Annotated in this window: 13 protein-coding genes; 8 read left to right on the top strand and 5 right to left on the bottom strand. The window is 74.2% G+C overall.

The genetic code is table 11. From position 1 onward, the window contains the following. Positions 1–326 precede the first annotated feature (326 nt). From PS271_RS04075 to PS271_RS04065, 3 genes are all read right to left on the bottom strand, one after another. On the bottom strand, positions 327–1037 hold the full coding sequence (locus tag PS271_RS04075; protein WP_398380170.1) for a gamma-glutamyl-gamma-aminobutyrate hydrolase family protein: 711 nt from the start codon (positions 1035–1037) through the stop codon (positions 327–329). A 74-nt stretch (positions 1038–1111) separates the two neighbouring features. Beyond that, positions 1112–2596: an ethanolamine permease gene (gene eat / locus PS271_RS04070; RefSeq protein WP_398380168.1), complete on the bottom strand. Its 1485-nt coding sequence runs from the start codon at positions 2594–2596 to the stop codon at positions 1112–1114. Positions 2597–2728: 132 nt separating this feature from the next. Beyond that, positions 2729–3472, bottom strand: coding sequence for a FadR/GntR family transcriptional regulator (locus tag PS271_RS04065; RefSeq protein ID WP_398380166.1), 744 nt, complete (start codon positions 3470–3472; stop codon positions 2729–2731). A 71-nt stretch (positions 3473–3543) separates the two neighbouring features. Here PS271_RS04065 and PS271_RS04060 point away from each other — a divergent pair, with 71 nt between their 5' ends. The 4 genes from PS271_RS04060 to PS271_RS04045 all read left to right on the top strand — a co-directional run bounded on the left by PS271_RS04060 (position 3544) and on the right by PS271_RS04045 (position 8619). Further along, positions 3544–4911 (top strand): glutamine synthetase family protein, encoded by a 1368-nt coding sequence (locus tag PS271_RS04060; protein WP_398380164.1) that lies wholly within the window; start codon positions 3544–3546, stop codon positions 4909–4911. A gap of 23 nt (positions 4912–4934) precedes the next feature. Further along, positions 4935–6356, top strand: a complete 1422-nt coding sequence (locus tag PS271_RS04055; RefSeq protein ID WP_398380162.1) for an aldehyde dehydrogenase family protein — start codon at positions 4935–4937, stop codon at positions 6354–6356. Positions 6357–6423: 67 nt separating this feature from the next. Beyond that, a complete protein-coding gene (locus tag PS271_RS04050; protein ID WP_398380160.1) occupies positions 6424–7209 on the top strand; it encodes a 3-oxoacyl-ACP reductase in 786 nt (261 codons plus the stop codon). Positions 7210–7350: 141 nt separating this feature from the next. Then, on the top strand, positions 7351–8619 hold the full coding sequence (locus PS271_RS04045; RefSeq protein WP_398380158.1) for an HAD family hydrolase: 1269 nt from the start codon (positions 7351–7353) through the stop codon (positions 8617–8619). 25 nt (positions 8620–8644) lie between these two features. Here PS271_RS04045 and PS271_RS04040 read toward each other — a convergent pair whose 3' ends face one another. Next, the gene (locus PS271_RS04040; protein ID WP_398380157.1) at positions 8645–9889 is read right to left on the bottom strand and encodes an alanine racemase; all 1245 of its coding nucleotides are present in this window, start codon (positions 9887–9889) and stop codon (positions 8645–8647) included. 203 nt (positions 9890–10092) lie between these two features. On the opposite strand from PS271_RS04040, the gene PS271_RS04035 reads away from it, so the two are divergent. The 4 genes from PS271_RS04035 to PS271_RS04020 all read left to right on the top strand — a co-directional run bounded on the left by PS271_RS04035 (position 10093) and on the right by PS271_RS04020 (position 14268). Further along, a complete protein-coding gene (locus PS271_RS04035) occupies positions 10093–10977 on the top strand; it encodes a hypothetical protein (protein ID WP_398380156.1) in 885 nt (294 codons plus the stop codon). Next, positions 10974–12173: a type VII secretion-associated serine protease mycosin gene (mycP, locus tag PS271_RS04030; RefSeq protein WP_398380154.1), complete on the top strand. Its 1200-nt coding sequence runs from the start codon at positions 10974–10976 to the stop codon at positions 12171–12173. Before PS271_RS04035 ends, mycP begins: the two co-directional genes overlap by 4 nt. 366 nt (positions 12174–12539) lie before the next feature. After that, the gene (locus PS271_RS04025) at positions 12540–13280 is read left to right on the top strand and encodes an SseB family protein (protein WP_398380152.1); all 741 of its coding nucleotides are present in this window, start codon (positions 12540–12542) and stop codon (positions 13278–13280) included. A gap of 145 nt (positions 13281–13425) precedes the next feature. Further along, positions 13426–14268 (top strand): MIP family channel protein, encoded by an 843-nt coding sequence (locus PS271_RS04020; RefSeq protein ID WP_398386661.1) that lies wholly within the window; start codon positions 13426–13428, stop codon positions 14266–14268. Between the two features lie 30 nt (positions 14269–14298). Here PS271_RS04020 and PS271_RS04015 read toward each other — a convergent pair whose 3' ends face one another. After that, positions 14299–14661 (bottom strand): DUF1844 domain-containing protein, encoded by a 363-nt coding sequence (locus PS271_RS04015; protein WP_398380150.1) that lies wholly within the window; start codon positions 14659–14661, stop codon positions 14299–14301. Positions 14662–14714 lie beyond the last annotated feature (53 nt).

The following is a 14714-nucleotide window of genomic DNA, read 5'->3' as shown; positions in this document are numbered from 1 at the left end:
CCGGGGGCCGGACTGCCTTCGTCTCGGTGCCGGGCACCATCCCTCCCGCCGCAACGGCGAGGCGCCACGAACGACGTGTCCGGCGGTGCCGGGCCGCCCTCGGCCGGACAGGGCGGGCACCGCCGGTGAGGTGGCGTGCGGCTGATCGCCGTTGCGGCGGGGGGTGGGTGCGGGCGCCGTCAGCTCGCCGTGTTGCCGGCCGGGCACCACATCTCCCGCCGCATCGGCGATCAGCCACGTACGAGGCGTCCGGCGGTGCCGGGCAGACATGAGGGGCGTACGGCACCGCCCGTCCCCGCCGTGGTGGCGCGCCCGGAACGGAACGCCTAGTTGGTGGTTGCCGCCTCCACCAGCGCTCGCGTCAGGCGCAGATCGTCCCGTGCCTCCGGGTGCCATTGGACGCCCACCGCGAACACGCCGGCACCCGGCCGTTCCAGCGCTTCGATCGTGCCGTCCTCCGCGTGGGCCGTGGCGACGAGGCCGGCGCCGAGGCGGGCGACGGACTGGTGGTGGTGCGTGGCGACGTCGCACGGCTCGGGCAGGAGGTCGCCCAGCCGCGTCCCCGGCACCGGCTTGACCAGGTGGCCGGTGAAGGCACCGACGACCGGGTTGTGGTCCTCGTGGCCCACCTCGTCCGGCAGGTGCTGGCACAGCGTCCCGCCCGCGTGCACGTTCATCAGCTGCATCCCCCGGCAGATCCCGAGCACCGGAACCGCCCGCTCCAGCGCGGCGTCCAGCAGAGCCAGCTCCCAGGCGTCGCGCTCGGGCACGGGCGCGCCCGCGCGCGGGTGGGGGCGTTCGCCGTAGAGCCCGGGGTCGAGGTCCTCGCCGCCGGCGAGGACCAGCCCGTCCAGCCGCCGCACTATGTCGCCGGCGGCGGCCGGGTCGTCCGGCGGCAGCTGTACGGCCAGGCCGCCGGCCCGCTGCACGTGCTGCGCGTAGGAGGCGGGCAGGAGCGCGGCCGGCAGGTCCCACGCGGCGCCCCAGCGGGCCCGGGTGAGGTAGGTGGTGACGCCGATCAGTGGCTGGCGGGGCATGGAGCGGGTCCTTTCCGTACGCGAGTCAATCCGTACGCGAGTCATTCCGTACGCTACGACGTTGATCACACCGTTCAGTCGCGGTTCAGTTCCGCCTCAGCCGCGGCAAGCGCCGCGAACTCCTCCTCGGGCGCCCCCGCGACGAGCCGGTGCCGGCTCCAGCAGGCGAAGTACACGGCGGCGACGGCGTAGACGCCGAGGGCGACGAGCGCGGCGGTGACGTCGACGAGGAACGTCGCCACGAGCGCCGCGCAGGCCAGCAGGAAGGCCAGCGCGGAGGTGGCGACGCCGCCGGGCGTGCGGTACGGCCGCGCCAGCCCCGGCTCGCGGCGGCGCAGCACGATGTGGGAGAGCGACATCAGCGCGTACGAGACGGTGGCGCCGAAGACCGCGACGTTGAGCATCCGTGCCCCGTCCCCGGTCGCGGCCGCGAGCCCGAAGCCGAGCGCGCCGGGCACGACCAGGCCGAGCCAGGGGGCCTTGCGGCGGCTGGTGAGGGAGAGGACGCGGGGGAGGTAGCCGGCCCGGGAGAGGGCGAAGAGCTGCCGCGAGCCGGCGTAGATGAGGGAGAAGAAGGAGGCCACGAGGCCCGCGAGCCCCGCGTAGTTGATGACGCGGCCGAGCACGGTGGGGTGCCCGTCCGGCTGTACGGCGGCCACGAGCGGGTTCCCGGCGTCCTTGAGGGCGTCCGCGCCGCCCGCGCCCGTCGAGGCGAGGAAGGTGAGGAGGGCGAGGACCAGCAGGATGCCCATGGCGGCGGCCATGGCCCGGGGCAGGGACCGCACGGGGTCCTTGGTCTCCTCGGCCGCGAGCGGCACGCCTTCGACGCCGAGGAAGAACCACATCCCGAAGGGGAACGACGCCCAGATCCCGAGCACCCCGAACGGCAGCCAGGAGGACGCGCCGAGGGCGCTCGTGTCGGCGGGGATGTCGTGCAGCCGGGCGGCGTCGAAGTCGGTCAGCGCCCCCGCCGCGAAGATCAGCAGCGCGGCGACGGCGACGCCGGTGACGACGAAGCTGAACCGCAGCGCCTCGCCCACGCCCCACAGGTGGATGCCGATGAAGAGGACGAAGCAGGCGAGGTACACGGGCCAGGAGGAGGTGAGCCCGAACAGGCCGAGGGACTCGACGTAGTCGCCGATGAAGAGGGAGATCGCCGCGGGCGCGAGGACGTACTCGATGAGGATGGCCGTGCCGGTGAGGAAGCCGCCCCACGGGCCGAGCGCGCGCCGCGCGAAGCCGTAACCCCCGCCCGCCGTCGGCAGGATGGCGGCGAGCTCGGCGAGGGCGAAGACCATGCAGGTGTACATCAGGCCCATGAGGGCGGCGGCGACGGCGAGCCCGCCGAAGCCGCCGTGCGCGAGGCCGAAGTTCCAGCCGGAGAAGTCGCCGGAGACGACGTAGGCGACGCCGAGGCCGGTGAGGAGCAGGGGGCCGGCGCTGCCGCGGCGCAGGGTGCGCTTCTCCAGGTAGCCGGGGGAGCCCGGGGAGTCCGGGCCGTCCGGCGTCCGGTCCGGGGAGCGTGGCGCTGCCGTGGGTGTCTCCGTGCGTTCGGGCATGCTGCCGCTCCTGCCTCGGGAGGTAAAGGTTTTGCGCCATACCTTTGCCTCGCGGTGGCTGATTCGGCAACCCCCTTGCGTAAAAGACTGGTTACGAGAGGGGCTCTCGTGGGTTAACGCGGCTTGTGCGGGCTACGCCAGGAACCCCCGCAGCAGCGCCGCCGTCCCGCAGCAGTGCTCGCGCATCACCTCGCGCGCCCCTTCCGCGTCGCCGTCGAGGATCGCGTCCACGAGCGCGGTGTGCTGCTGCTGCGAGTGCTCCAGGTTCCGGACCAGCAGCGGAATGCAGTCCAGCAGGTCGTTGACCGTCGCCCGGACGGCGGCGTACCGCTCGGCCAGCGACGGGGATCCCGACAGCTCGGCGAGCGTCAGGTGGAACAGCGTGTCCGCGCGGCGGTACCCGGCCAGCGGCGCGTCGTGCGTGGCGGCCAGCGCGGCGCGCAGCCGCCCGGCCCCACCCTCGGGGAGCCCGTGCGCGGCGCACAGCCCGGCCGCGCCCACCTCCAGCACCTCGCGGAAGCGCAGCGTGTCCTCGACGTCCACGCCGGCGACCCGGCGGCGCAGTTCGTCCTCGCCCGCTTCCGTCGCCGGCCGCGCGAGCACGAACGTGCCGCCGTAGCGGCCGCGCCGGCTCTCGACGAGCCCCTGGTCCTGCAAGACCTTCAGCACCTCGCGCAGCGTCACCCGGCTCACGTGCAGCCGGTCGGCCAACTCGCGCTCGGCAGGCAGTCGTTCGCCCTCGGCCACCAGGCCCAGCCGCATGATCTGGAGTATCTGCTCCAGCGCCTCCTCGAAGCCGTTGCCCGCGCGGACCGGACGCAGCACCGGGGCGAGCCGGTCCGCCCGGTCCGTCCGGTCGGCCGCATGATCGTTCATCTGACCCCTTCCCTTTAATGGTCTTCAGCCCTACCTTAAGACCTCCGGTCGCACCGACAGGAGGCATCACTGTGGCAGACCGCACGCCCCCGCTCGCCGTCGAGGAGTTGCGCAGGCTGGTCGACACCGGGGAGATCGACACCGTCGTCCTCGCCTTCACCGACATGCAGGGACGACTCCAGGGGAAGCGGTTCGCCGCCAGGTTCTTCCTCGACGACGTCCTCGACCACGGCACCGAAGGCTGCAACTACCTCCTCGCCGTGGACGTCGACCTCAACACCGTCGACGGCTACGCCATGTCGTCCTGGGAGCGCGGCTACGGGGACTTCGCCATGCGCGGCGACCTCTCCACCCTGCGCCGCACCCCCTGGAACCCCGGCACGGCCATGCTCACCGCCGACCTCGCCTGGCACGACGGCTCGCCCGTCCTCGCCTCGCCCCGGCAGATCCTGCGCCGCCAGCTCGACCGGCTGGCCGAGCACGGCTGGAGCGCGTACGCGGGCACGGAGCTGGAGTTCATCGTCTTCAAGGACACGTATGAGGAGGCCTGGAGCCGCGGCTACCGCGGCATGACCCCGGCCAACCAGTACAACTGCGACTACTCCGTCCTCGGCACCGGCCGCGTCGAACCCCTCCTGCGCCGCATCCGCAACGAGATGGGCGCCGCCGGGATGACCGTGGAGTCCGCCAAGGGCGAGTGCAACCTCGGCCAGCACGAGATCGCCTTCCGCTACGACGACGCCCTCACCACCTGCGACCAGCACGCCGTCTACAAGACCGGTGCGAAGGAGATCGCCTCCCAGGAGGGCATGGCGCTCACCTTCATGGCCAAGTACGACGAGCGCGAGGGCAACTCCTGCCACATCCACCTCTCGCTGCGCGACGAAGCCGGGCGGCCCGTCCTCGCCGACGACGAGGGCCCGTACGGCATGTCGAAGACGATGCGGCACTTCCTGGCCGGACAGCTGGCCGCGCTGCGCGACTTCACGCTCCTCTACGCCCCCAACATCAACTCCTACAAGCGGTTCCGGCCCGGCTCCTTCGCGCCCACCGCCGTCGCCTGGGGCCCCGACAACCGCACCTGCGCCCTGCGCGTCATCGGCCACGGCCACTCCCACCGCTTCGAGAACCGCCTGCCGGGCGGCGACGTGAACCCGTACCTCGCCGTCGCGGGCATGGTGGCCGCCGGCCTGTACGGCGTCGAGCACGAGCTGGAGCTGCCCGAGGTCTGTACGGGCAACGCCTACGCGGGCGACGCACAGCACGTCCCCGCCACCCTGCGCGAGGCCGCCGCCCTGTGGGAGGCCAGCCCGATAGCACGGGCAGCCTTCGGCGACGAAGTCGTCGAGCACTACCTGCACATGGCGCGCGTCGAGCAGGAGGCCTACGACACGGCGGTGACGGACTGGGAGCGGTTCCGCTCTTTCGAGCGGATGTAGCCCGGCACAACGGAACCACCGGCGTGCAGCTGGACACGAAACGCGGCGGAGCGACCCAGGAGAAGGACGTGCACGAGCACCAAGTGATCAACCCGGCGACCGAGGAACTCGTCGCCACCATCCCCGCGGCGACGCCGCAAGACGTCGACGCGGCAGTCCAACGCGCCGCACAAGCCCGGCGCAGCTGGTCCGCCCTCGCCCCGGCGGACCGCGCCCGCCACCTCCGCCGCTTCGCGGCCACCGTAGACAGCCACCTGGAGGACCTCGCCCAGCTGGAGGTCCGCGAGGCCGGGCACCCGATCGGCAACGCCCGCTGGGAGGCGGGCAACGCCCGGGACCTGCTGGAGTACGCGGCCGGGGGAGCGGAGCGCCTCGCCGGCGCCCAGATCCCCGTCGCCGGCGGCCTGGACGTCACCTTCCACGAGCCGCTGGGCGTCGTCGCCGTCATCGCCCCGTGGAACTTCCCGATGCCCATCGCCGCCTGGGGCCTCGCCCCCGCCCTGGCCGCGGGCAACGCCGTCCTCCTCAAGCCGGCCGAGACCACCCCGCTGACCGCCCTGCGGCTGGCGGAGCTGGCGCTGGAGGCGGGGCTGCCCGAGGGCCTCTTCCAGGTCCTGCCCGGCGCCGGGCCCGTCGCCGGCAACGCCCTCGTGGAGCACCCCGGCGTCGCCAAGGTCGTCTTCACCGGCTCCACGGCCGTCGGCAAGCAGATCATGGCCAAGTGCGCGGCCGGCGTGAAGCGCGTGACCCTCGAACTCGGCGGCAAGAGCCCCAACATCGTCTTCGCCGACGCCGACGTCGAGGGGGCCGCCGCGGCCGCCCCCGGCTCCTTCCTCGACAACACCGGCCAGGACTGCTGCGCCCGCAGCCGCATCCTCGTCCAGCGCTCCGTGTACGACCGCTTCATGGAGCTCCTGGAGCCGGCCGTGAAGTCCTTCGCCGTCGGCGACCCGGCGGATCCGGCCACGCAGATGGGCCCGCTGATCTCGGCCGCGCAGCGCGAGCGCGTACGGTCCTACGTCAGCGAGACCGCGCCCGCCGCGATCCGCGGCGAGGCCCCGCAGGGCAAGGGCTTCTGGTACCCGGCGACCGTCCTGGAGGGCCGGGCGGAGGACCGTACCGCCGTCGAGGAGATCTTCGGCCCCGTCGCCGTCGTCATCCCCTTCGAGGACGAGGCGGAAGCCGTACGGATCGCCAACGCCACCGACTACGGCCTCTCCGGCTCGATCTGGACCCGCGACGTCTCCCGGGCCCTGCGCGTCTCCCGCGCCGTCGCCGCCGGCAACCTCTCCGTCAACTCCCACAGCAGCGTCCGCTACGCGACGCCGTTCGGCGGCTTCAAGGGCTCCGGGCTGGGCCGGGAGCTGGGCCCCGACGCGCTGGCCGCGTTCACGGAGACCAAGAACGTCTTCATCGCCGTCGACCCCGGGCCCGCCGAGGGGTAGCCGGCGGCCCTCCACCCTCCCCTCGTACCAACAGCGCACCCCCGCACCTCACAGAAAGGCCACTGCCTTGACCGAAGAAACCCCCGTCTGCCGCCGCCTCGTCGGCCGCACCGCCGTCGTGACCGGCGCCGGCAGCGGCATCGGCCTGGCCACCGCCCGCCGCCTCGCCTCCGAGGGAGCCCGCGTCGTCTGCGCCGACATCGACGAGACCGCCGGCAAGGCCGCGGCCGCCGAGACCGGCGGGCTCTTCGTCAAGGTCGACGTGACCAGCCCCGAGGAGGTCGACGCGCTCTTCAAGACCGCCTACGACACCTACGGCTCGGTCGACATCGCCTTCAACAACGCCGGCATCTCCCCGCCCGACGACGACTCGATCCTCACCACCGGGCTCGACGCCTGGAAGCGCGTCCAGGAGGTCAACCTCACCTCCGTCTACCTCTGCTGCAAGGCCGCCCTCCCCTACATGCAGCGCCAGGGCAAGGGCTCCATCATCAACACCGCCTCCTTCGTCGCCGTCATGGGCGCCGCGACCTCCCAGATCAGCTACACCGCCTCCAAGGGCGGCGTCCTGGCGATGTCCCGCGAGCTCGGCGTGCAGTTCGCCCGCGAGGGCATCCGCGTCAACGCCCTGTGCCCGGGGCCGGTGAACACCCCGCTGCTCAAGGAGCTCTTCGCCAAGGACCCCGAGCGGGCAGCGCGCCGCCTCGTGCACGTGCCCGTCGGCCGCTTCGCCGAGCCGGAGGAGATCGCCTCCGCGGTCGCCTTCCTCGCCAGCGACGACTCGTCCTTCGTCAACGCCGCGGAATTCCTCGTCGACGGTGGCATCGCGGGCGCGTACGTGACCCCGCTGTAGGGTCCATGATCAACGGCGAGACCGGTTCGCGGGTGCAGACCCCGGGGGCCGGTCCCGCCGTGGATCCCCGGGTGCCGGGCCCGCAATGGCCGGCGCCGGGGGATTCCCCTGCCACCGCACGCACCACCGCAAAGAGAGCACATGCGCACCAAGTCCGCCATCGTCGCCGGCCTCGCTGCCGCCGCGGCCCTCGCCACGGCAATTCCGGCCACCGCCGCGCCCTCCCACGACGCGCCCCGCCGCAACTGCCCCCAGCTCGACAAGAAGCTGCCGTGGGCGGGTGACAACCGCGCCCGGCTCCAGAAGATGATCGACGAGCGCGGCACCTGCTCCGGCAAGGGCGGCCCCCGCCCCGTCGCCGCCTTCGACTGGGACAACACCGTCGTCAAGAACGACATCACCGACGCCACGCTCGCCTGGGCGCTCAAGCACGACAAGATCCTCCAGCCCCGCAGCTGGAAGGCCACCAGCGCCTGGCTCACCCCGGCCGCCGACAAGGCCCTCACCAAGGCCTGCGGCACCGCCGTGCGCCCCGGCCGGCCGCTGCCCACCTCGAAGAACACCGCCTGCGCCGACGAGATCTTCGAGATCCGCGAGAAGTCGAAGACGATGGCTGGCGCCGACGCCTTCGCCGGTGACTGGAACCACCGCCGCACCGTCCCCGCGTACGCCTGGATCCCCCAGCTGTTCGCCGGTCACACGCCCGCCGCCGTGACCTCCATCGCCAAGCAGGCGCGCGCCGAGCAGCTCGCCGCGCCCGTCGGCGCCCAGCAGACCGTCGGCACGCACACCCTCGCCGGCTACGTCCGCTACTACGACCAGCAGAAGGACCTCATCCGCACGCTCAAGGCGGCCGGCTTCGACGTCTACATCGTCTCCGCCTCCTCCGAGCCGATCGCCGAGGCCTGGTCGGGCGGCGTGGGCCTGGACGCCGAGCACACCATCGGCATCCGCAACATCACCAAGCACGGCCGCCTCACCACGGCCATCAAGGGTTGCGGCGGCGTCGAGACCGGGCGCGGCGACGCCCTGCCGTACATGGACGGCAAGCGCTGCATGATCAACCAGGAGATCTTCAAGATCAAGGGCGCGAAGGCCTGGCAGCAGCAGGACTTCCGGCACCGCATCGCGCTCGGCGCGGGCGACGCCGACACCGACGTGACGTTCGTGAACGACGCCACCGGTGCGCACGTGGCCATCAACCGGAACAAGTCCGAGCTGATGTGCCGCGCCTACGACGACGCGGACGGCCGCTGGGTGGCCAACCCGATGTTCATCGACCCGATGCCGCGCAAGTCCGGTACGTACCCGTGCGCGACGACGGGCGCGACGGCGGAGGACGGCTCGAAGATCCCGGTCCGCCGCGCGGACGGCTCGGTCATCCCGGACCAGGCGGACAAGGCGTTCTGACGCCGGACGTCCACCCTGCGAGGCCTCACAGAAACGTTTGCCCCTCGCCCCGGTAGGTGGCGACCGTATCCACGATGCGGTCGCCATCGATCAGCCGAAGCGCGGAGAACCGCTCACACAGCTCGCCCGCCTTCGCGTGCCGGAACCACACCTTGTCCCCGACCAGCAGATCGTCCGCGGGCCCGCCGAGCAGCGGCGTCTGCACCTCGCCCGCCCCCTCCCGCGGGTCCAGCCGCAGCCCCGCCGGCAGGTACGGCTGCGGAAGCCGGTCGGAACCGGCCGCCCCCGACGCGGGGTACCCACCGCCCAGGACGGTCACCACGCCGACTCCCGGCCGCCGCACCACCGGCAGCGCGAACAGCGCCGCCGGGCGGCCGCGGAACGACCGGTAGTGGTCGAACAGCCGGGGCACGAACAGCCCCGACCCCGCGGCGACCTCCGTCACCGCGTCCTCCGCGGCCGTGTGCTGCACGCTCCCCGTGCCGCCGCCGTTGACGAACGCGAGCTCCGCCACGGCCCGCACGGCCCGGACGGCCTCCGCCCGGCGCGCCTCCAGCTCCCGGCGCGCCGCGGCCTGCATCAGCCGCACCGCGCGCGAGTACAGCGGCCGGCCCTCCACGGCGTCCCCCACACCCGCCACATGCGCCTCGTAAGCCATCAGGCCCACCAGCCGGAAGCCCGGCCTGCGCACCACCGACCGCGCCAGGTCCGCCAGCCGCTCCGGGTCGCGCAGCGGCGAGCGCAGCGCCCCGAGCCGTAGCCGCCCGCCCAGCAGGCGCAGCGAGGTGTCCAACTCCAGGCACACCCGCACGTCCTCACGCCCCGTCCGGGCCGCGTCGATCAGCGCCAGCTGGGCCGGGTCGTCCACGGTCACCGTGACCGCCCGGGCCAGCTTCGGATCCGCCGTCAGCTCCGCCAGGCCCGCCCGGTCGGCCGTCGGATACGCCAGCAGGACGTCCTCGACGCCCGAACGCGCCAGCCACAGGGACTCCGCCAGCGAGAAGCTCATCACGCCCGTGAAGCCGTCCCGGGCGAGCACCCGCTCCAACAGCGCCCGGCAGCGCACCGACTTGCTCGCCACCCGCACCGGCTTGCCCTGCGCCCGGCGCACCAGGTCCGCGGCGTTGGCGTCGAACGCCTGGAGGTCGACCACGGCCAGCGGCGCGTCGCAGGAAGCCGTCGCCCGGTCCAGGCGGGCCCGCTCGGTGCTCGCGTGCACGGCGGGACGCGCGGCCTGAAGTGCTGCGGGAGGTGCGGCGGGAAGGCGCATGGGGCGCAGCTTGCCAGAGCCGCCCGGCGGTGGACAGGGGCCCCGCACGGGCGAGATGGCAGCGCCCGCCGCCCGCCCCGTAGAGTGGCGCCCACGCCGCGGGCCGCACGTCCTGCGGAGTGATGTCCGGATACGGACCGGCCTGTCCCGTAACGAGAACCGGGCGCGGGCAGGGGACGCCAGCTCACGAGGGGGAGCGCAGGGTGAGCACCGAGGCGGACCGCGCGCCCGCACTGCCCGTCCGTCCCCTCCCGGCCTCCGCCTTCTTCCCGCCTCCGCCGCCGTCCCTGCCGCCGCTGCCCCCGATGCCGCCTCAGGGCGCCGGCCGCCGCTCCGGGGCCCGGACGCTGTCCGCCGCCGTCTGCCTCGTTCTCGGCCTCGGGCTCATCGGCGGTGCCGTCGCCGGGAGTTGGCTCGCGGACGGCAGCGGCGGGACCGCGGCCGAACGCGACTTCGCCCGCGGCGGCACGCTCTGGCGCACCACCCCCGTCGACGACCTCTTCCCGCCCGTCCTGCGCGCCGACGCGGCCGGGCCCGGTGGCGCCGAGCGCGCCTGGACGCGGATCGGCGTCGCCCCCGACAGCGGCTGCGAAGAGGCCTTCGACCCGCTCCTGGAGAAGGCCCTCGCCCCCGCCGGCTGCACGCGGCTGCTCCGTGCCACCTACACCGACGCCACGTCCACCGCCGTCACCACCGTCGGACTGCTCGTCACCGCCACCGGCAGCCAGGGGATGCGCGACCTGCGCCGGCGGTTCGCCGACGAACGGCTCGACGAGCGCACCGACCTGATGCCCCGCCCGTACGCGCCGCGCGGCACCGTCGCCGAGAGCTTCGGCGACGCGCAGCGCGCGAGCTGGGCCGTCAGCGTCCTCACCGACGCGCCCGCCGTCGTCTACGCCGTCACCGGCTTCGCCGACGGCCGTACGGGTACGCCGCCGCAGCCGGCCACCCTCGCCACCCGCCCCGGCGCCACCACCGCCCCCGCGCAGGCGGGGCTCGGCCACGAGGCCGCCGCGCTCGCCGGGCGCGTCGAGAACGGCTTCCGGCAGGCGCTGCGGCAGTCCACCGGCCAGGGGGGTTCCCGGTGACCGCTGTTGCGTTCCGGGGCCGTGGCCGCAGGCCCTTGTCCACGGCTGTCCTCGCCGCCGCGCTCGTTGTGCTGCCGGCCGCCGGGACCGCGCACGCCGACTCCATACGCGTCCAGGAGTGGGCGCTCGACGCCCTCCACACCGAGGAGGCCTGGCAGACCACCAAGGGCGCCGGCATCACCGTCGCCGTCCTCGACACCGGCGTCGACGACGGCCACCCCGACCTCGCCGGGCAGGTCCTCCCCGGCAAGGACCTCATCGGCTTCGGCGCCGGGCCCGGCGACCGCGCCTGGGCCCGGCACGGCACCGCCATGGCCGGCATCATCGCCGGGCGGGGGCACGGGGCGGACGGCACGGACGGGGTGGTCGGCGTCGCCCCCGAAGCGAAGATCCTTCCCGTGCGGGTGATCCTCGAAGACGGCGACCCCTCCCGGGCCAAGGCCCGCAGCGGGCGGGGCAACGCCCTCGCCGACGGCATCCGCTGGGCCGCCGACCACGGGGCCGACGTCATCAACCTCTCCCTCGGCGACGACAGCGACACCGCCCACCCCGAGCCGCAGGAGGACGCCGCCGTCCAGTACGCGCTCGGCAAGGGCGCCGTCGTCGTCGCCTCCGCCGGCAACGGCGGCGAGCAGGGCGACCACGTCTCCTACCCGGCCGCCTACCCCGGCGTCATCGCCGTGGCCGCCGTCGATCGCTACGGCAGCCGGGCCGCGTTCTCCACGCGCCGGTGGTACGCGGCCCTCAGCGCGCCCGGCGTCGACGTCGTCATCGCCGACCCCGACCGGCACTACTACGAGGGGTGGGGTACGAGTGCGGCCGCCGCGTTCGTCTCCGGCGCGGTCGCGCTGGTCCGCTCCGCGCACCCGGATCTGAGCCCCGCCCAGATCCGCAAGCTCCTCGTCGACACGGCCCGGGACGCGCCGCCCGGCGGGCGCAGCGACGCGCTGGGGGCGGGGGTGGTCGACCCCGCGGCGGCGATCGCCCGCGGCGGGGACCTGGCCCCGGAGACGCCGGGCCCCCGGGTCACCCGCGAGTACAGCAGCCCGTACTTCGGCACGTCCGGCCCTGCGGGCGGCCCCCCGGGTGACCCCCCGGCCACCGAGAACTACACGGCCCCGGCCGCGGGCGCCCTGGGCGTCGCACTCCTGGCCACGGCCACGGCCTTGTGGCGCGGCCGCCGCCGCGAGCCGTAACGGGGCGTGGCGGGCCCCTCCGCGCTGAGGCCGGCCCGGCACCGCCGGGCTCCACCCTTGTGGTTGCGCGCCGCGGCGGCGGATTCAAGGGGCCGGGCCCCGGCCCCTCAGGGGGCGAGCGAGGTGTGGGGAGCGCCTGCGCCGACGGTGGTCCGTGGGGCACGGGGAGCCCTGGCACCCCCTTCCGCCGCGGTGGTGATCAGTCCCCGCGGCGTGGTCCGGCGGTGCCGGACACTCCTGGGCGCGGTCCGGCACCGCCGGTCGCCACCGTTGTGGTTGCGCGCCGCCGCGGCGGATCAGGCGGTCTGTGACGGCGCCCTCCACCCGGGCGGAAGCCGTTGTCACAGGCACCCATAGACTCTTCTGGTGGCGCTGAAGAATATTCCTGATCCCGGGTTCTCCGACGACGACGGTTCCGCCGACGCGGAGCTGACCGCCGCGCTCGCCGCGTGGTCCGCGGACCCGGGCGGCGGTGCCGAGGCCCGCGTGCTCGCCGCGCTCCGCGGCGCACGGCTGCTCGTGCCCGTCGTGGCCGTGCTCGGGGAGGTCGAGACGGGCCCGGACGGGCTCAAGCGCGAGAAGACCAGCGACATGGCCGTACCCACGCTCCAGGCCCCGGACGGCCGCAAGGCGCTCCCCGCGTTCACGTCCACCGACTCCCTGGCGCGCTGGCGCTCCGACGCCCGCCCCGTAGCCGTACCCCTGCACCAGGCGCTGCAGGCGGCCGCGCACGAGAAGGCGGACACGATCGTCCTGGACCTGGCCGGCCCCGTCCCGTACCAGCTGACGGGCCCCGCCCTGCTGGCCCTCGCGGAGGGCCGCGAGAGCACTGACCCGCTCGCCGACCCGGCCGTCGCGGACGCCCTCCGGGCCGTCCTGACCGCCGAGCCGGCGGTGCGCCGCGCCCACCTGGCCCCCTCGCGGGAGGCGGACGGCACGCTGGCCCTGGCCCTGGCCGGTGACGCCGAGGTCTCCGCCGCGGTGCAGCGCATCGCACAGGCGCTGGCCTCCGACGAGGTCCTGCGGGCCCGCCTCGTCCGCGGCCTCGACCTGGCCCTGCTGCCGGCCGGCGCCTCCGTCCCCGGGGAGCCGCTCTTCACCCGCTAGCCGCGTTCCGGCTGTTTCCGGCCGTTCCGGCCGACAGGCGCTCCGCAGTGGATCGACCGACAATGCGAAGAGGTCCACGAGAGATCCCGGAGATCCCTGGAGGAACGCCATGGACGTGAAGCTGGGGGCCGCAAGTCTCGACTCCGTGGAGACGAGAACCGTCGCCGCCGAGTTCCTCGGCACGCTGCTGCTGGTTTTCTTCGCCGTCGGCTCCGCGGTCCTCGCGGCCGACTACATCGGAGTCCTCGGCATCGCCCTGGCCTTCGGCTTCGTCCTGCTGGCCCTCTGCTACGCGCTGGGCCCGGTGTCGGGCTGCCACGTGAACCCGGCGGTGACGCTCGGCATGCTGCTGGAGGGCCGGATCGCGCTGCGCACGGCGATCGAGTACTGGGTCGCGCAGCTGCTCGGCGGCATCGTGGGCGCGGCGCTGCTGTTCCTGCTGGCCAAGCAGGTGCCGGGGCTGAGGACGGACGGGGCGTTCGGCAGCAACGGCTGGGGCCGGCGCTCGGCGGTGCACCTGAACACGGGCGGCGCGTTCCTCGCGGAGGTCGTCCTGACCTTCCTGCTGGTCTTCGTGGTGCTCGCGGTGACCCACAAGATCGCCCTGGTGGGCTTCGACGGGCTGCCCATCGGCCTGGCCCTCGCGGTGATCCACCTGGTCGGCATCCCGCTGACGGGCACCTCGGTCAACCCGGCGCGGAGCCTGGGCCCGGCGCTGTTCGCGGGCGGGGGCGCGCTGTCCCAGCTGTGGCTGTTCATCGTCGCGCCACTGATCGGCGGCGCCCTGGCGGCCTGCGCGCACCGCGTCACGCATCCGCCGTTCAGCCCGTCGAACCTCGCGGACGACCTGGCCCTGCCGCACTACCCGAAGGGTCCGACGACGGCCGCGCACCCGACGGAGGAGCGTCCCGCGCCGCGGGAGGAAAGCGGTGGCGTGGACGAGGGCGGGGAGCGCCCCGGCCGGCCGGGCCCGTCGGGTCCGGCCTGACCGGGGCGCCACAGCCCTGAGACGGGGCGATCAGCCGAAGACGGGGCCCGTGAACTTCTCGCCGGGCCCCTGACCCGGCTCGTCCGGCACGACGGACGCCTCGCGGAAGGCCAGCTGGAGGGACTTCAGCCCGTCGCGCAGCGGCCCGGCGTGGAAGTTGCTGACCTCGGTCGCGCTGGCCGTCACGAGCCCGGCGAGCGCGGTGATCAGCTTGCGGGCCTCGTCGAGGTCCTTGTGCTGCTCGCCCTCCTCGGCCAGGCCGAGGTTGACCGCGGCCGAGCTCATCAGGTGCACCGCGACCGTGGTGATCACCTCGACGGCGGGGACGTCCGCGATGTCGCGGGTCATGGTGTCAAAGTCCGGCTTCTCGCCGGTGGGGGTCGCGTCGCTCATGGCGGACACGATACGTGCCGGTGCCGAATCGGTTCGCCACGGGTTAGCACGCC

Source organism: Streptomyces sp. SCA2-17 (genome assembly GCF_044336695.1).
This window is presented reverse-complemented; position numbering and strand designations above follow the sequence as displayed.

Coding starts and splice junctions, on each gene's coding strand:
- PS271_RS04075 (WP_398380170.1), bottom strand. CDS start 1,037: ATGCCCCGCCAGCCACTGATCGGCGTCACCACCTACCTCACCCGGGCC.
- eat (WP_398380168.1), bottom strand. CDS start 2,596: ATGCCCGAACGCACGGAGACACCCACGGCAGCGCCACGCTCCCCGGAC.
- PS271_RS04065 (WP_398380166.1), bottom strand. CDS start 3,472: ATGAACGATCATGCGGCCGACCGGACGGACCGGGCGGACCGGCTCGCC.
- PS271_RS04045 (WP_398380158.1), top strand. CDS start 7,351: ATGCGCACCAAGTCCGCCATCGTCGCCGGCCTCGCTGCCGCCGCGGCC.
- PS271_RS04040 (WP_398380157.1), bottom strand. CDS start 9,889: ATGCGCCTTCCCGCCGCACCTCCCGCAGCACTTCAGGCCGCGCGTCCC.
- PS271_RS04015 (WP_398380150.1), bottom strand. CDS start 14,661: ATGAGCGACGCGACCCCCACCGGCGAGAAGCCGGACTTTGACACCATG.